The sequence below is a fragment of the Micrococcus sp. CH7 genome, assembly GCF_001595485.1.
GTDB classification, from domain to species: Bacteria; Actinomycetota; Actinomycetes; order Actinomycetales; family Micrococcaceae; genus Micrococcus; species Micrococcus luteus.
The window spans coordinates 231544-246588 of sequence record NZ_LOSQ01000008.1 but is presented as its reverse complement, the minus strand read 5'-3'; the positions used below and the strand labels follow the sequence as shown (position 1 = coordinate 246588).

General features: G+C 74.0%; 14 protein-coding genes. 7 read left to right on the top strand and 7 right to left on the bottom strand.

Annotated elements, in window-relative coordinates; genetic code table 11:
* The first annotated feature begins 48 nt into the window (after positions 1-48).
* The 4 genes from AUV08_RS04565 to AUV08_RS04550 all read left to right on the top strand — a co-directional run bounded on the left by AUV08_RS04565 (position 49) and on the right by AUV08_RS04550 (position 3366).
* The gene (locus tag AUV08_RS04565) at positions 49-711 is read left to right on the top strand and encodes a nucleotide exchange factor GrpE (protein ID WP_036383663.1); all 663 of its coding nucleotides are present in this window, start codon (positions 49-51) and stop codon (positions 709-711) included.
* A gap of 68 nt (positions 712-779) precedes the next feature.
* Positions 780-1772 (top strand): DnaJ C-terminal domain-containing protein, encoded by a 993-nt coding sequence (locus AUV08_RS04560; protein WP_061867638.1) that lies wholly within the window; start codon positions 780-782, stop codon positions 1770-1772.
* Positions 1769-2320, top strand: coding sequence for a heat shock protein transcriptional repressor HspR (locus AUV08_RS04555; RefSeq protein WP_020626477.1), 552 nt, complete (start codon positions 1769-1771; stop codon positions 2318-2320). Before AUV08_RS04560 ends, AUV08_RS04555 begins: the two co-directional genes overlap by 4 nt.
* Positions 2299-3366 (top strand): alpha/beta hydrolase, encoded by a 1068-nt coding sequence (locus AUV08_RS04550; RefSeq protein ID WP_225348670.1) that lies wholly within the window; start codon positions 2299-2301, stop codon positions 3364-3366. Before AUV08_RS04555 ends, AUV08_RS04550 begins: the two co-directional genes overlap by 22 nt.
* A 22-nt stretch (positions 3367-3388) precedes the next feature.
* Here AUV08_RS04550 and trmB read toward each other — a convergent pair whose 3' ends face one another.
* The 3 genes from trmB to AUV08_RS04535 form a co-directional block, all read right to left on the bottom strand.
* Positions 3389-4384: a tRNA (guanosine(46)-N7)-methyltransferase TrmB gene (gene trmB / locus AUV08_RS04545; RefSeq protein WP_020626479.1), complete on the bottom strand. Its 996-nt coding sequence runs from the start codon at positions 4382-4384 to the stop codon at positions 3389-3391.
* A 70-nt stretch (positions 4385-4454) separates the two neighbouring features.
* Complete coding sequence (locus tag AUV08_RS04540) at positions 4455-5762, bottom strand: hypothetical protein (protein ID WP_061867639.1); 1308 nt, start codon at positions 5760-5762, stop codon at positions 4455-4457.
* 5 nt (positions 5763-5767) lie between these two features.
* A complete protein-coding gene (locus AUV08_RS04535) occupies positions 5768-6514 on the bottom strand; it encodes a DedA family protein (RefSeq protein ID WP_061867657.1) in 747 nt (248 codons plus the stop codon).
* A 200-nt stretch (positions 6515-6714) separates the two neighbouring features.
* On the opposite strand from AUV08_RS04535, the gene AUV08_RS04530 reads away from it, so the two are divergent.
* Positions 6715-7308 (top strand): hypothetical protein, encoded by a 594-nt coding sequence (locus AUV08_RS04530; RefSeq protein ID WP_002853955.1) that lies wholly within the window; start codon positions 6715-6717, stop codon positions 7306-7308.
* Positions 7309-7397: 89 nt separating this feature from the next.
* On the opposite strand, the gene AUV08_RS04525 is transcribed toward AUV08_RS04530, so the two are convergent.
* Genes AUV08_RS04525 through AUV08_RS04515 form a run of 3 tightly spaced genes read right to left on the bottom strand, consistent with a single transcriptional unit; the run spans position 7398 to position 9851 of the window.
* Positions 7398-8201: an amino acid ABC transporter ATP-binding protein gene (locus AUV08_RS04525; RefSeq protein ID WP_002853962.1), complete on the bottom strand. Its 804-nt coding sequence runs from the start codon at positions 8199-8201 to the stop codon at positions 7398-7400.
* 1 nt (position 8202) lies between these two features.
* Positions 8203-9033, bottom strand: a complete 831-nt coding sequence (locus AUV08_RS04520) for an amino acid ABC transporter permease (RefSeq protein WP_002853968.1) — start codon at positions 9031-9033, stop codon at positions 8203-8205.
* Positions 9030-9851 carry an ABC transporter substrate-binding protein gene (locus tag AUV08_RS04515; RefSeq protein WP_061867640.1) on the bottom strand — a complete coding sequence of 274 codons (822 nt, stop codon included), beginning with the start codon at positions 9849-9851 and terminating at the stop codon, positions 9030-9032. Before AUV08_RS04515 ends, AUV08_RS04520 begins: the two co-directional genes overlap by 4 nt.
* 260 nt (positions 9852-10111) lie before the next feature.
* On the opposite strand from AUV08_RS04515, the gene AUV08_RS04505 reads away from it, so the two are divergent.
* Positions 10112-11017 (top strand): hypothetical protein, encoded by a 906-nt coding sequence (locus AUV08_RS04505; protein ID WP_231862108.1) that lies wholly within the window; start codon positions 10112-10114, stop codon positions 11015-11017.
* Positions 11018-11021: 4 nt separating this feature from the next.
* Here the strand turns inward: AUV08_RS04505 and AUV08_RS04500 are convergent, their stop codons facing one another.
* A complete protein-coding gene (locus AUV08_RS04500) occupies positions 11022-12203 on the bottom strand; it encodes a YihY/virulence factor BrkB family protein (RefSeq protein ID WP_061867641.1) in 1182 nt (393 codons plus the stop codon).
* 151 nt (positions 12204-12354) lie between these two features.
* Between AUV08_RS04500 and clpB the strand changes: the two genes are divergently transcribed.
* On the top strand, positions 12355-14949 hold the full coding sequence (gene clpB / locus AUV08_RS04495; protein WP_061867642.1) for an ATP-dependent chaperone ClpB: 2595 nt from the start codon (positions 12355-12357) through the stop codon (positions 14947-14949).
* Positions 14950-15045: the final 96 nt, after the last annotated feature.

Here is a 15045-nt window from a genome sequence, read left to right as displayed (position 1 = left end):
CCCCGCGCGGCGGACCCGCCGCGCCCACCCGCTTCGAAAGGACACACCATGAGCGCCGACCAGCAGCGTCCGCACGGCTCCTCCGACGCCGAGCGCGGCTCCGAGGAGGAGCCCATCGTGTTCAACGACCGTCGCCGCATCGACCCCGAGACCGGTGAGCCCCGCGTCTCCGCCGAGAGCGCGGCCGAGCAGGCCGAGGACGGCGACGCCCTCGCCCAGGCCGAGCGCATCCTCGACGAGGCCGGCGCGGAGGCCGGGACCGAGGCGCCGCAGCCCGCGGCCTCGGACCGCGAGGCCGAGCTCGAGACCGACCTGCGACGTCTGCAGGCCGAGTTCGTGAACTACAAGCGTCGCGTGGACCGCGACCGCGACCTGGCCAGGGACGCCGGCGTGCTCAAGGCCGTCACCGCGCTGCTGCCGGTGCTCGACGACATCGACGCCGCCCGCGCCGCCGGCGACCTGACGGACGGCCCGTTCGCCGCCATCGCGACCAAGCTCGACACCGTCCTGGCCGGCCTCGGCCTCGAGCGCCACGACCAGGCGGCGCTGGCCGGCGTCGAGTTCGACCCGGCCCTGCACGAGGCCGTGATGCGCCAGCCGCACGCGGAGGTGCCCGCGGACCACGTGGTCCAGGTCTTCCGCAACGGCTACGTCCGGGACGGCCGCGTGCTGCGCGCCGCCCAGGTGATGGTCTCCGCCGGAGACGAGTGACCCCGTCGGCCGGCGGCCCACCCCGCCGCCGGCCGACCCCCTGACCGATGCACACGAGAGGAGGCACCATGGCCTCGCAGGATTGGATGGACAAGGACTTCTACGCGACCCTGGGGGTGTCCAAGGACGCCTCCGATGCGGATGTGAAGAAGGCCTACCGCAAGCTCGCCCGCACCCACCACCCGGACCAGAACCCCGGGGACGAGGCGGCCGAGAAGAAGTTCAAGGAGATCTCGGAGGCGTACGCCGTCCTGAGCGACCCCCAGGAGCGCCAGGAGTACGACGCGATCCGCGCGATGGGCGGCGGCGCCCGGTTCTCCGCCCCGGGCGGTGCCGGCGGCGGCGGCTTCGAGGACGTCTTCGGCGGCATGTTCGGCGGCGGGGGCGGCCCCCGCACCACGCAGTCCGGGCCCGACCTGTCGGACCTGTTCAGCGGGATGTTCGGCGGCGCCGCCGGCCAGACCGGCGGCTTCGGCCCCGGCGGCTTCGGTGACGCCGGCTACGCGCGGCCGCGCCCCACGAAGGGCGCGGACCGCACCGCCACCACCACGATCTCCTTCCGCGGCTCGATCCAGGGCACCACGGTGTCCCTGCGCGGCCCGGACGGCGAGACGATCGAGGTGAAGATCCCGAAGGGCATCCGCGACGGCCAGAAGGTCCGTGCCCGCGGCAAGGGCGCGCCCGGTGCGGCCGGCCGCGGCGACCTGCTGGTCACCGTGCACGTGCGCGAGCACGAGTTCTTCCACCGGGACGGGGACGACCTGCGCATCACCGTGCCCGTCACCTTCCCCGAGGCCGCCCTCGGCGCCACGATCGAGGTGCCCACGCTGGAGCGCCCCGTGAAGGTGAAGGTGCCGGCGGGCTCCCAGTGTGGCCGCGTGCTGCGCCTGAAGGGCCGCGGTGTCGAGCGCGGGACGACGACGGGTGACCTGCTCGTGGAGCTGCGCGTCACCGTGCCCACCACGCTCAACGACGACGCCCGCGCCGCCGTCGAGGCCCTGCAGTCCGCCACTGCCGGCGACGATCCGCGGCGGGAGCTGGCCCGGAAGGCAGCCTGGTGAGCGCCCGCGACGGCGCCGCCCGTGCGGACCGGGGCCGCGAGGGGGGTCCCGACCGGCACGCCCCGGTCTTCGTGATCTCCGTGGCCGCCGAGATGGCGGACATGCATCCGCAGACCCTGCGCCAGTACGACCGGCTCGGCCTCGTGGTCCCCGCCCGCCAGGACGGACGGCACCGCCGCTACTCCCTCGCCGACGTCGAGCGGCTGCAGACCGTGCAGACCCTGAGCCGCGAAGGCATCTCGCTGGAGGGCATCCGCCGCGTGATCGCGCTGCAGCGCGAGGTCGAGCAGCTGCAGGACACCGTGGTCGAGCTGGCTGCCCAGGTGGACCGCCTCCACCACGCCTCCCGCCTGGCCCGCGTCTTCACCGTGGGCTCCGGCGGTGACGTCTCGGCCCGCTACGCCGACCGGATGGCCGTCCGCCGTCACGCCGCGGCACGGGCCGGGGCGGACACCGCGGGCGAGGCCTGCCCGAGCGGCCTGCGGAGGCTGCCCTCCGGCGTCGCAGGCCTCCGACGGGTGCCCACGTGGCAGTCCGAGCAGGACTGAGCCGGGCGTCGTTCGGGGCGGCCGCGCGGTCCCGCGTGCAGGAGCGGCTGCGCGCCGACATGGCCCGGCGCGACGGCCTCGGCCGGCAGGCCCGGAGCGCCCTGGACGGGATCGTCCACGCCCTCAAGCCGGAGGGCATGGACCCGCACCTGCCCGCCCGGCATCTGCTGGACTACGTCCTCGAGGGCCCGGACGGGCCGCGCGCGGTGGTCGCCGCGGGGGACCCCGCGACCGCCACCCACCTGACCTGGCTCGTCTCCGGCATGGGCATCCGCCCCCAGACGGCCATGTGGGGGACGGCCCGGGAGGCCGCCCACCTCGCCGCCGCCCAGCGCGCCGCCGGCGCACCCCGCCCCGTCGTCATCGGGTGGCTCGGCTACCCCGCACCCACGCCCTGGCGGGTGGTGCTCGACGGCCCCGGCCGGCGCGGCGGCGCGATGCTCGCCGCGGATGTGCGGGCCTGGTGGGAGTTCCTGCGCCACGGGCCGGGGGAGGACGACGATGTCGCCCCGGCCCTGCGCGCCCGCGGGACCGCCGTGCACGGGGCCGTGGAGGCCCACTCGTACGGCTCGCTCGTGGCCGCGCACGCCCTGCGCCTGCTCGCGGACCGGGGCCTGCAGCCCGACGACGCGGAGGCCCCGTGGCCGGCCGAGCGTCCCGTCGAGGCCCTCGTGGTCTCGGGCACGGTCGGCCTGCCCGCCGCCCTGGCGGCCCGGGCCGCGCACCTCGGCCTGCGGTCCGGGCGGACGTTCCGCGCCCTGGCCCCGGGCGATCTCCTCGCCCGGGTCGGCCGCGCGGTCGGCCGTCGTCGGGACTGGACGGACGCCGCCGTGCTGCCGGTGGCCCCGCGGCCCGGCCTGGCGGGGGCCGCCGTCCGCGGCCACCGCACGGCCCGCTGGTCGCCGACGGCCCCCGAGGACGCCCCGAGGGGCTACCGGGACGCCGGGTCCGTGACGCTCGCGGCGACCGCGCGGGTGACCGCCGGCCTGCCGCTGTCGCCCGTTCCGGACGGCGCCGACCCGGCCGGGCCGGTCGCCCCGGCCTGAGCGACCCCGTCGGGCCCCGTGCTCAGCGGCGGCGGTACGCCAGGTCGAACACGAGCCGCCCGGCCCGCTGGGACTTCGCCTCGAAGCTCGTGATCGGTCGGCCCTCGAACCGGGGCGCCCAGCCGCCGTCGTGGTCCACGGGGTCCGCGGCCGCCGCGCCGGCCCGCGCCTCGCCCAGGCCGGCGCGCAGGGGGCGCTCCTCCTCGGCCGCGCTCTCCCATCCCGCGGGCAGCGGCTGGGCACCCACCTCGGTCTCCCTGCCCTCGCGGCGCACCCGCGTGAGCGGAGAGTCCTCGCCCGCGGCGCGCCCGGGGAAGAGGTTCTCGAACTCCGGGTGCGCCTCGAGCACCTCGCGCATCTGCACGGCGTAGCCCGACCAGTCCGTCGCCAGCCGCAGCACCCCGCCGGGGGTGAGCACCCGCGCCACGCGGTCCGCGAAGGCGGGGGAGACCAGGCGGCGCTTGTGGTGCCGCTTCTTGTGCCACGGGTCCGGGAAGAACACCCACACCTCGGAGACGGAGCCGGGCGTGAGCAGGGCGTCCAGCAGCTCGGGGGCGTTGGCCTCCACGGCGCGGACGTTCTCCAGGCCCTGCTGCTCCACGCGCGTCATGAGCGCGGCCAGGCCGGGCACGTAGACCTCGACGGCGAGCACGTTCCAGTCCGGCCGGTCGGCGGCGGCCTGCGCCGTTGACTCGCCCAGCCCGGAGCCGATGTCGACCAGCAGGGGGGCCTCGCGCCCGAACACCCCCGCCCAGTCCAGTCGGGCCTGGCCGTCCACCGAGGTGGCGCCGCGGCCGCGAGGCACGTCCACGAGGACCCGCTCCGCCTGGCGGTCCCACACGGCCTGCCGCCCCGCGTTCAGGCGCGCACCACGTCGGACGAAGGAGACCGGCTCCCGTCGGACGAGGGCGGGGTCCTTGTCCCGATTGTGGTCGTGCGCGTGGACGCGCTCGGCGGGCGGCGGCACGGCGTCGGGGCCGGGTGCGTCCGGGCAGGGGCGGGGCAGGTGCTCAGTCATCGCCCCGATCCTGCCACGGCCGCGCGTCGACGGTGCAGACCGCGGCCGACGACGGCGCCCGGCGCCGGGGTCAGGGGGTGCCGCTGGAGCGGTCTCCCGACGTGGGCGACGCGGGCGCCGAGGCCGTCGTGGCGGTCGGCTCGGGCGCGGACTCGGTCGGGTCCGGCGCGGGGTCCGTGGCCGGCGCGCTCGTGGACGGACCGGACGGGCTCGGGGACGTGGGGGTCGGCGTCGCGGAGGTCGGCGTCGGGTCGGGGGTGCTCGGCGTCGGACTGCCGGATCCCGTGCCCGACGGCGAGGACGAGGTGGGGGGAGACGTCGGGGAGGACGGCGTGGCCGAGCGGGTGGGCGCGGGGGTCGAGGAGGACGGGGCCGTGCTGCTCGGCACCGGAGTGGTCGCGCTGGGCGTCGGGGCCGCCGTGTCGGCGGGCGCGGACGGGGGCGGCACGGGTGCGCCGGTGGCCTCCTCCGTCCACGAGGACGTCTCGGGCTCCGGTTCGGGGGCGGGCTCCGGCTGCTGCTCCTCGGGGGTCGGGGTGGAGCGGTCCGGCAGACGCAGGTCGGCGGGGGCGGAGGCGGCGTCCGCGGCGACGTGGCCCTGGTCGGACAGCCAGGGGGCTGCCGTGTCCCGGGGGATCCGCACCGTCAGCACACCCGCGGCGGCCGGCGCCATGGACGCCTGGTCCGCCTCGAGCAACAGGCTGCCGTCCGGGAGGAAGACCACCGCGTCCCAGACGCGACGGTTCTCCACCTGCTCCGGCGCGTCGACCGCCGAGTCCAGGCGCGAGCCGATCACGTCCGGGTCGTTGGCCATGCGCTGGCGCACCTCGGCGCGGAACGCGTCCCAGCCGTCGGGGGTGAAGAGATCGGCGGTCTCGAGCACGCGGTCCTCGCGGGCCGAGTACCAGATCACGTGCGAGGTGGACACGGAGTCCGTGCCGCGCCGTTCCGTGGCGAGCAGGCGGGCCGCGGCGATGTCCTCGGCCACGACGGCGAGCTGCGGCTGGATCTCCAGGCGCGGGTCCGCGCTGGGGTCGGTGTCCCGGCGGTACTGGTCGATCTGGGCGCGCACGGCCCCGGCCATGGCCTCCGACCAGGCCGGCGCCCCGGGCACCTGCAGCCACGCCCCGTGGTGGTCCGGGTCCTCGCCCTCGAGCACGGCGACGCTCGCCTCCGGCACCCTCGCGAGGTCGTGCGAGGGGACCTCGACCGTGAACGGGGCCATGTCCATGGACGGCAGGGCGGAGGCCGCCGTCGTGTCGGGCGCAGGCTCGGGCTGCGGCTCGGTGCGAGCACAGGCGCTCAGCGCCACCAGGGCGACGGCGGCCAGGCCGAGGGTCGCGCGGCCACGGCGGGGGGAAGGCAGGACGGGACGCATGCGATTCACTTCCGGTGGTCGGAGGACTCCAGGATGGACTCGACGCGGGCGGCCATCTCATCCGCGGTCGGCGGGCGCCAGTCCGGGTCGTTCCGGCGGCGGGCGTCGCGGCGCAGGCGCAGGACCACCCAGGTCGCGAGGAAGGCCAGGATCAGGACCAGGACGATGTTGGAGAAGACGTCCGCGTACTCGGAGATGACGTGGAACCGCTCCCCGAGCGCGTAGCCGCCGTAGACGAAGATCGCGTTCCAGATGAGGGAGCCCAGCGCCGTGAACAGGGTGAACTTCGCGAGGTTCATCCGCTCGATGCCCGCGGGGATGGAGATCAGGGAGCGGAACACGGGGACCATGCGGCCCAGGAACACGGTCCAGTAGCCGTAGCGGATGAACCAGCGCTCGGTCTTGGCCACGTCCTCCATGTCCACCAGCGGCATGCGGTCCGCGATGCGGTACATGCGGCGGCGGCCGAGCCACGCGCCGATGCCGTAGAGGGCCAGTGCGCCGACGATCGAGCCGACCGTCGCCCAGACCAGCGCGGCATGCGGGCTGAAGGCGCCGCCGGCCGCGGTGAAGCCGGCCAGGGGCAGGATCACCTCGGACGGGATGGGCGGGAAGATGTTCTCCGCGAAGACGGCCAGGCCGACGCCGATCGGGCCGACCGCCTCCATGATGTCCACGACGATGTTGCCGAGCCAGCCGTAGTCGGTGGGCGCGGCGGCGGCCACGGTCAGGGGTGTGACGAGGGGGAGCATGCGCCCCATTGTCCATCATCGACCGCCTCCGCGACGTGGTCGAGGCGCCGACGTCGTCCGCTCTGCGCGCACAGTCGCGCCTCCGGGCGGGCGGGAGCGGGCTGCCGTTGGTAGTGTCAGAGGTGCTGACCGCTCACCGACCGTTCGCGCCACACCCCACTCCACGTGCGTGCCGCGGGCCCTACTGGAAGGAAGACTCCATGAGCATCGTCCAGATTCCGCTGCGCCTGGCCTCCGGCGCGTTCATCCTGAACTCCGGCCTGAACAAGCGCGGCATCTCCGCGGAGCAGGCCCAGGGCCTGCGCGACATGGGCGCCCGCGGCCTGCCCGCGCTGGCCAACCTGTCGCCGGAGCAGTTCAAGAAGTTCCTCGTGGGCACCGAGATCGGCGTGGGCTCGGCCCTGCTGGCCCCGTTCGTCCCGGGCTGGCTCGCCGGCTCCGCCCTGACCGCGTTCTCCGGCGGCCTGTTCTCCATGTACCTGAACACCCCGGAGATGACCGAGGCGGACGGCGTGCGTCCGTCCCAGGAGGGCACCGGCGTCGCCAAGGACATCTTCCTGGTCGGCTCCGGCCTGGCCATCACCGCCGACTCCGTGGCCAACCGCCCCGGCAAGCGCCGCAAGGCCGCCAAGAAGCGCGCCGCCCGCATCGAGGGCGCCCGCGATGCCAAGGTGCAGGCCATCCGCGACGCCCAGGACGAGAAGGTCGCCGCGATCCACGCCGCCCGTGAGGAGCAGGTCGCCGCGCTGCGCGAGGCCCGTGACGAGCTGAAGAAGCTGCGCAAGAAGGCCTGACGCCTCCGCCGCACGCGTGAGGGGCCCCGCCCGGACCATGGTCCGGGCGGGGCCCCTCACGCATGTGCCCGCCCACCGGGCGGGCAGGCTCAGAGGTCGATCTCGGTGGGGTGCAGCACGCGGCGCAGGAAGTCCTGGGTGCGCGGCTGCTGGGGGTCGGAGATCACCGCGGCGGCCGGGCCGGCCTCCACCACGACGCCGCCGTCCATGAACACGACCCGGTCGGCCACCTCGCGGGCGAAGCCCATCTCGTGGGTGACCACGAGCATGGTCATGCCGTCGCGGGCCAGCTGGCGCATGATCGCCAGGACGTCGCCGACGGTCTCGGGGTCGAGGGCCGAGGTGGGCTCGTCGAAGAGCATCAGCTGCGGGTCCATGGCCAGCGCACGGGCGATCGCCACGCGCTGCTGCTGGCCGCCGGAGAGCTGGTCCGGGTAGCGGTCCTCGAGCTCGGCCAGGCCCACGCGGGCCAGCTGCCGACGGGCGATGTCCGCCGCCTCGGCCTTGCCCCGCTTGAGCACCTTGAGCTGGGCCACGGTGCAGTTCTCCAGCACGGACAGGTGCGGGAACAGGTTGAACTGCTGGAACACCATGCCCACGTGGCGGCGCAGCACGTCCAGGTCCACGTCCTCGTCCGTGACCGTGAACTCACCGACCGTGACGACGCCCGAGTCGGGCTTCTCCAGCAGGTTCACGCAGCGCAGGAGGGTGGACTTGCCCGAGCCGGACGGGCCGATCAGGCACACGACCTCGCCGGGGGCGACGTCGAGGTCGATGCCGCGCAGCACGTGGTTGGCGCCGAAGGACTTGTTGAGGCCGGCCACGTGCACGCCGGCGGCGTCCGCGGCGGCCACCGCGCCGAAGGATCCGGTGATGGGGTTCTGCTGGGCCATCTCAGTGCCCCTTCTTGGTCGAACGGGCCTCGAACCGGCGGGCCAGCAGGGACAGCGGCACGGTGATCACGAGGTAGAACAGGCCGGCCACGAGGATCGGCGTCATGCCGGCGTCGAGGGCGGAGATGCCGTCGCGGCCGAACTTGGTGAGCTCGTACTCGTGCGCGGCCAGGCCGAGCACGTAGACCAGCGAGGAGTCCTTGGTCAGGAGGATGACCTCGTTGGTGAGCGGCGGCAGCACGATGCGGAACGCCTGGGGGATCACGATGGTGACCATGGCCCGCCACGTCGGCATGCCGAGGGACCGGGCCGCCTCCATCTGGCCGCGGGGCACGGCCTGCAGGCCGGCACGCAGGGTCTCGGCGATGTACGCGGCCGAGACCATGCCCAGGGCCGCCATCACGACGACGGGGATCGGCCAGGACACCCCGAACGCGAAGGGCACCCCGTAGCCGAAGGCGAGGAACACCAGCAGCGCGGGGACGCCGCGGAAGAACTCGACGTAGGCGGTGGCCAGCCACCGGTACGGGCCGAACGAGCTCAGGCGCATGAGCGCGAGCACGATGCCGCCCAGCAGGCCGACGACGAACGAGGTGACCGTGTAGAACAGCGTGTTGCCCAGGCCCACGAGGATCACGTTGGGGAACATCGGGGCCACGGCGGGGAAGTTCAGGACGTTCTCGGCGAGCGTGCCCCAGTCGATGAGGACGGCCAGGACGACGAGGGCGAGGACGAAGACGGCCGCCTGGATGATCAGGGACAGCCGGCGACGGCGGCGCGCACGGCCGGGCTTCATGGCCGGTGCGGGCGAGACGGGGGCCTGCGTGCTCATCGGTAGTCCTCCTGTGCCTGACCGAACCAGCGCTCCTGGAGCTCGGCCACGGTGCCGTCGTTGCGCAGCTCCTGCAGCGCGCGGTTCACGGCGGAGCCGAGCTGCGCCTTCTGCGGGCCGACCGCCATGCCGAGCTGCTCGCCCGTGGGCAGCGACTCGACCACCTCGAAGCGATCGTCGTCCTTGAGCGAGTAGAGCAGCACGGACTGGTTGCCCATGGCGGCGTCCACGGTGCCGGCCTGGATGGCCTGGATCTGCATGCCGCCGTCCTCGAACTGCACGGGGCTCAGGCCGTTCTGCTGGGCGTACTCGTCGCCGGTGGTCGCGGCCTGCACGCCGATCCGGCGGCCCTTCGCGGACTCGACGTCGGTGATGCCGGAGCCCTTCTTCGCGACCAGGACGAGGTCGTCGTCGAGGTAGGGCAGGGTGAAGGCCATGACGCGCTGGCGGGCCTCGGTGATGGAGATCGACGAGGCGTTCACGTCGCAGCCGGTGAGCGAGGCACCCGACTCGATGGCCTCGAAGGAGGAGTCGATCACGTTCACCCCGAGACCCAGCTTCTCCGCCACCGCCTCGACCAGCTGGATGTCGTAGCCGGTCAGCTCGCCCTTCTCCTCGAACTCGAAGGGCGGGTAGGGGATGTCGGAGCAGACCGTCAGGACGCCGGGCTGGACGAGGCCGTACGAGGTGCTCAGGTCGTCGTCGGACACGATGCCGGCGGATCCGGCGTCGCCGCCGAGGACGGCGCAGCCGGTGAGCAGCGCCGCCGACGCGGTGAGCCCCACGGCGCCGAGGAGGCGGGAGTGGATGCGGGTCATGGAGTGCCTTCTGTGCCGCCGTCGGGAGGACGGGCGTGCGGGTCGGAGGGAGCCGGCAGAGTGACGTGTGCCGCCGTGATTGGTGGTCATCGTAGTGCGTCGGGCGCCGTGGCGGGCGCCGGGAGACGACCCGTCCCCGCGGAGCGAGCCGATCGACCGGTGGCCCTGCCGCGGTCCGCCTCGGCAGACGAAGACTGGCCTTGCGCTGTGGGGATTGCCAGACTGGTCACATCGTCGTCACCCGGTCTGAGAGGTCTCTCGTGCTCCGCACCGCCGCCCCCGCTCGCACCGCCGCCCCCCTGTCCCTGCTCGCCGTGGGCGCCCTCGCGCGCGTCGGCTGCGGTGGGGGAGGCGGCGAGGCCTCGTCGTCCTCTCCCTCCTCCGACGCGTCCTCGGCCTCCCCGGCGACCGTCAGCGCGACCGCGAGCCCCACGCAGGACGCGGCCACGTCGTCCTCCGCGGCTCCCTCGACGGCGGTGTCCACGGCCTCGTCCTCCGCCGCGTCCTCGGTGGCCGCGTCCGCGTCGGCCGACGCGTCGGAGTCCGCCTCGATGGGGGCCGGCTCGGACCTCACGGACGAGCAGGAGGAGCGCGTGGAGGCGCTCGAGGACGTCCTGCTCACGCCCCAGACCGCGCCCGACGGCGTGTTCACGGACATGGAGACCCAGGTCGGCGGCGGGGGTGAACCGATCAGCACGAGTCTGAGCCTGACGGGCGTCACGCCCACGGGCGCCTGCGCGGACCTCATCGAGCAGATCAACACGCAGCAGGCGCCCGGGCTCGGCGGTGCGCTGGCCCAGTACGAGGTGGACCCGGCCGCGGTCACCGGCCTGGCCGGTTCCCAGGCCGGGGCGTTCGGCATGGTCGCGGTCACCGAGGACGGCACCGATCTGCTGGAGCCCTTCGGCGAGCTGGCCGACACGTGCGGCACGTTCGGCGACCCGGACGGCGTCGAGGCGGCCTTCACGACGGTGCCCGGCGTGCCGGACGCGGTCCACATCTCCCTGGGGAACTCGGGCATGGACACACCCGTGTTCACCATGACCGTCGGAGGCGTCACGGACGGGGACGAGCTCGTGTACCTCGGCATGGTGGGCCTCGACGAGGAGATCGCGGCCGAGACGCTGCGTGCCCAGGTCGAGGCGTTCGAGAAGCGGGAGCGCTGACCCGTCAGTCGTCGGGCCGGGGCGTCGGCTCGAGGCGGGCGCCGTCGTCGGACACCGGGTCCGCGTGGAACGGGCTGCCCGAGCTGACGTCCTCCGGGCCCCGCTGCCCCGACTCGACCGCGAGGAGGCGCCCCTCCTCGGAGAGCAGGGGTGTGGCCTCGATCGTGAGGTTCTCGCCGGCGCGTACGGCGTCGGCCACGAGCCGGGCCAGGCGGCGGTTGCGGGCCTCGTACCGTTCGGAGTCCTCGAGCACCGCGGTGTGCCGCGTCGCCAGCTGGATCTCGACGGAGGCGTCGATGCCGACGGCCAGCTGGCGGGCACGCAGCACCTCCGCGTCGAAGGCGGCCCCGGCCAACAGCACGATGCACGCCACCCACGCGAGGGCGAGCACGCCGATCGCGGAGTTGATCCGCCCGACCACGGCGAACTGGCCGAACCGGTCCGTGATCCAGCCCAGGGCCACGGTGGCGCCGAAGAGCAGGACCACCACGGCCACGGCGCCGAGCGAGAGCGGGCGGTAGCGGGGCTGCCGGACGTTGGGACCCAGGCGGTAGGCGAGGGTCACGATGAGGGCGATCACCACGAGGATGACCGGCCACTTCACCACGTTCCACGTCTGGACCGTCTCCTCCGGCAGGCCGACGGCCTGGCCGAGGCGCTGGGAGAGGTCCCCGCCGACGACCACCAGGATCGTGATCAGCACGGCGCCGAGCATGAGGGCGAGCGTCTCGACGAAGACCACGAGGCGGAAGTGGAGGAAGGGCCGGCCCTCGCGGGTGTCGTGGATGCGGTGCATGGCCCGGTGGAACGCGCCGACGGCGCCCGAGGCGGACACCACGGTGCCGACGGCCCCCAGGACGACGGCGCCGGTGCCGGGCCCGGCCGAGCCGAGGGTCAGGATCCACTCGCGGACGACGTCGGGCGTCAGCGACGGCCAGATCTCGGCGGCCAGGTGGGCCGCGGCGTCCACGGTCTCCTCCTCGACGCCCAGCAGCGAGACCACGGAGAGCAGGGCGATGACGGTGGGCAGCAGGGACAGCGCCCCGAAGAAGGTCATGGCGGCGGCCACGTCCCAGACCTGCAGCTCGAAGAGTCGGTGCAGGGTGCGGCGCAGGACGTACAGCAGGGACACCCGCGGTCGGGTGTACGTGCGGAGGCGCCGGGGCGCCGCTGTGGAGCCGGCCATGGCACCAACGTACCGGCGCGCGGGGGAATAGCCCTGGCACGAGGGGGGTTGAGCCACATAGACTCAACTTTGTCTCGGCGGTGGGAATGGCCCGCCGTCGACGGTTGTCCGACACCCCCGGGACACGGGGGAGAGAAGGAGCGAGGCGCACATGGATGCCAAGTTCACCACCAAGAGCCAGGAGGCGCTCTCGGCCGCGGCCATGAACGCCTCCACCGCCGGCAACCCCCAGATCGAGCCGGCCCACCTGCTGAAGGCCCTGATGGACCAGCGGGAGTCCGTCGCCGTGGCCGTCCTCAAGGCCGCCGGGGCCGACCCCGACGCCGTCTCCACGGCGGCCTCCTCGGCCATCCGGCGCCTGCCCTCCACCCAGGGCAGCACGGTGGCCCAGGCGCAGCTCTCGCGCGCCGCCCTGCAGGTCGTGCAGAACGCGCGCACCCAGGCCGAGCAGCGCTCGGACCAGTTCGTTTCCACCGAGCACCTGCTGCTCGGCGTGGCCGCGGATCCGGGCGAGGCCGGTGAGGCACTGCGCTCGAACGGGGCGAGCCTCGAGGCGCTCGCCGCCGCCCTGACCCAGGTGCGCGGCGACTCGCGCGTCACCACCCAGGACCCGGAGAACACCTTCCAGTCCCTGGAGAAGTACGGCACGGACCTCACGGAGGTCGCCCGCTCCGGCAAGCTCGACCCGGTGATCGGCCGCGACGCCGAGATCCGCCGCGTGGTGCAGGTGCTCTCGCGCCGCACCAAGAACAACCCCGTGCTCATCGGCGAGCCCGGCGTCGGCAAGACCGCCGTCGTCGAGGGCCTGGCCCAGCGGATGGTGGCCGGGGACGTCCCCGAGTCCCTGCGCGGCAAGACGCTGATCAGCCTGGACCTGGGTGCCATGGTCGCCGGCGCCAAGTACCGCGGCGAGTTCGAGGAGCGCCTGAAGGCCGTCCTCGAGGAGATCAAGGCCGCCGAGGGTCAGGTCGTCACGTTCATCGACGAGATCCACACCGTCGTGGGCGCGGGCGCGTCCGAGGGTGCCATGGACGCGGGCAACATGCTCAAGCCCATGCTGGCCCGCGGCGAGCTGCGCCTGATCGGCGCGACCACCCTGGACGAGTACCGCGAGAACATCGAGAAGGACCCCGCCCTGGAGCGCCGCTTCCAGCAGGTCTACGTGGGCGAGCCCAGCGTGGACGACACGATCGCCATCCTGCGCGGGCTCAAGGAGCGCTACGAGGCCCACCACAAGGTGGCCATCGCCGACTCCGCGCTCGTGGCCGCGGCCACGCTGTCCCACCGGTACATCACCGGCCGCCAGCTGCCCGACAAGGCCATCGACCTCGTGGACGAGGCCGCCTCGCGCCTGCGCATGGAGATCGACTCCGCCCCGGAGGAGATCGACGTCCTGCGCCGCCAGGTGGACCGCCTGACCATGGAGGAGCTCGCCCTCGAGGGCGAGACGGACCCGGCATCCGTCGAGCGGCTCGAGGCCCTGCGCACCGAGAAGGCGGACCGCGAGGAGGAGCTCACCGCCCTCACAGCCCGCTGGGACGCGGAGAAGGCCACCCTCAACGAGGCCGGTGACCTGCGCGCCAAGGTGGACGAGCTGCGCTCGCTGGCCGAGAAGGCCCAGCGCGACGGCGACCTCGCCGAGGCCTCCCGCCTGCTGTACGGCGAGATCCCCGCGCTGGAGAAGCAGCTCGAGGAGGCGGACCGCGCCGCCCGCGAGGCCGACCGCTCGACCACCGAGCCGATGGTCTCCGAGGAGGTCACGGCGGACGACATCGCCGAGGTGGTCTCCGCGTGGACCGGCATCCCCGCCGGCCGCATGCTCACCGCCGAGTCCGAGAAGCTGCTCACCATGGAGGAGCACCTCGGCGAGCGGCTGATCGGGCAGCGGGACGCCGTCGTCGCCGTCGCGGACGCGGTGCGCCGCTCGCGGGCCGGAATCGCGGACCCGAACCGGCCCACCGGCTCGTTCCTGTTCCTGGGCCCCACGGGCGTGGGCAAGACCGAGCTCGCCAAGGCGCTCGCGGAGTTCCTCTTCGACGACGAGCGCGCCATGGTGCGGATCGACATGTCCGAGTACGCGGAGAAGCACTCCGTCTCCCGCCTGGTCGGCGCCCCTCCGGGCTACGTCGGCTACGACGAGGGCGGCCAGCTCACGGAGGCCGTGCGGCGTCGCCCCTACTCGGTGGTGCTGCTGGACGAGGTGGAGAAGGCCCATCCCGAGGTCTTCGACATCCTGCTCCAGGTGCTCGACGACGGCCGCCTCACCGACGGCCAGGGCCGCACCGTGGACTTCCGCAACGTGATCCTGATCCTCACCTCGAACCTGGGCTCGCAGTTCCTCGTGGACCCGACCCTGGACGAGGCCGCCAAGCGCGAGTCCGTGATGTCCGTGGTGCGCGCGGCGTTCAAGCCCGAGTTCCTCAACCGCCTGGACGAGATCGTGCAGTTCGACGCGCTCACCGTGGACGAGCTGACGCGGATCGTGGACCTGCAGGTCGAGTCCCTGCAGGCGCGCCTGACGGACCGCCGCCTCACCCTCGAGGTGTCCGACGCCGCCAAGGCGTGGCTCGCCGAGACCGGGTTCGACCCGGCCTACGGCGCCCGGCCCCTGCGCCGCCTGGTGCAGCGCGAGATCGGCGACCGCCTGGCCCGCGGCATCCTCGCCGGGGAGATCGCGGACGGGGACACCGTGGTCGTGGACCGCGTCGAGGGCGAGAACGGCCTCACCGTGACCCGCAAGGGCTGACGCCGGGACCGGCGGCTCGTGACCCTCCTCCCTCTGGCACGTCGGGGGCGGTTTCGGGTGGTATCCGGCCTGGATACCACCCGAAACCGCCCCCGA

Bases quoted from the DNA above. Each gene is read 5' to 3' on its own strand.
- AUV08_RS04565 (WP_036383663.1), top strand. From the start codon at position 49: ATGAGCGCCGACCAGCAGCGTCCGCACGGCTCCTCCGACGCCGAGCGC.
- AUV08_RS04560 (WP_061867638.1), top strand. From the start codon at position 780: ATGGCCTCGCAGGATTGGATGGACAAGGACTTCTACGCGACCCTGGGG.
- trmB (WP_020626479.1), bottom strand. From the start codon at position 4,384: ATGACTGAGCACCTGCCCCGCCCCTGCCCGGACGCACCCGGCCCCGAC.
- AUV08_RS04540 (WP_061867639.1), bottom strand. From the start codon at position 5,762: ATGCGTCCCGTCCTGCCTTCCCCCCGCCGTGGCCGCGCGACCCTCGGC.
- AUV08_RS04535 (WP_061867657.1), bottom strand. From the start codon at position 6,514: ATGCTCCCCCTCGTCACACCCCTGACCGTGGCCGCCGCCGCGCCCACC.
- AUV08_RS04530 (WP_002853955.1), top strand. From the start codon at position 6,715: ATGAGCATCGTCCAGATTCCGCTGCGCCTGGCCTCCGGCGCGTTCATC.
- AUV08_RS04525 (WP_002853962.1), bottom strand. From the start codon at position 8,201: ATGGCCCAGCAGAACCCCATCACCGGATCCTTCGGCGCGGTGGCCGCC.
- AUV08_RS04520 (WP_002853968.1), bottom strand. From the start codon at position 9,033: ATGAGCACGCAGGCCCCCGTCTCGCCCGCACCGGCCATGAAGCCCGGC.
- AUV08_RS04515 (WP_061867640.1), bottom strand. From the start codon at position 9,851: ATGACCCGCATCCACTCCCGCCTCCTCGGCGCCGTGGGGCTCACCGCG.
- AUV08_RS04500 (WP_061867641.1), bottom strand. From the start codon at position 12,203: ATGGCCGGCTCCACAGCGGCGCCCCGGCGCCTCCGCACGTACACCCGA.
- clpB (WP_061867642.1), top strand. From the start codon at position 12,355: ATGGATGCCAAGTTCACCACCAAGAGCCAGGAGGCGCTCTCGGCCGCG.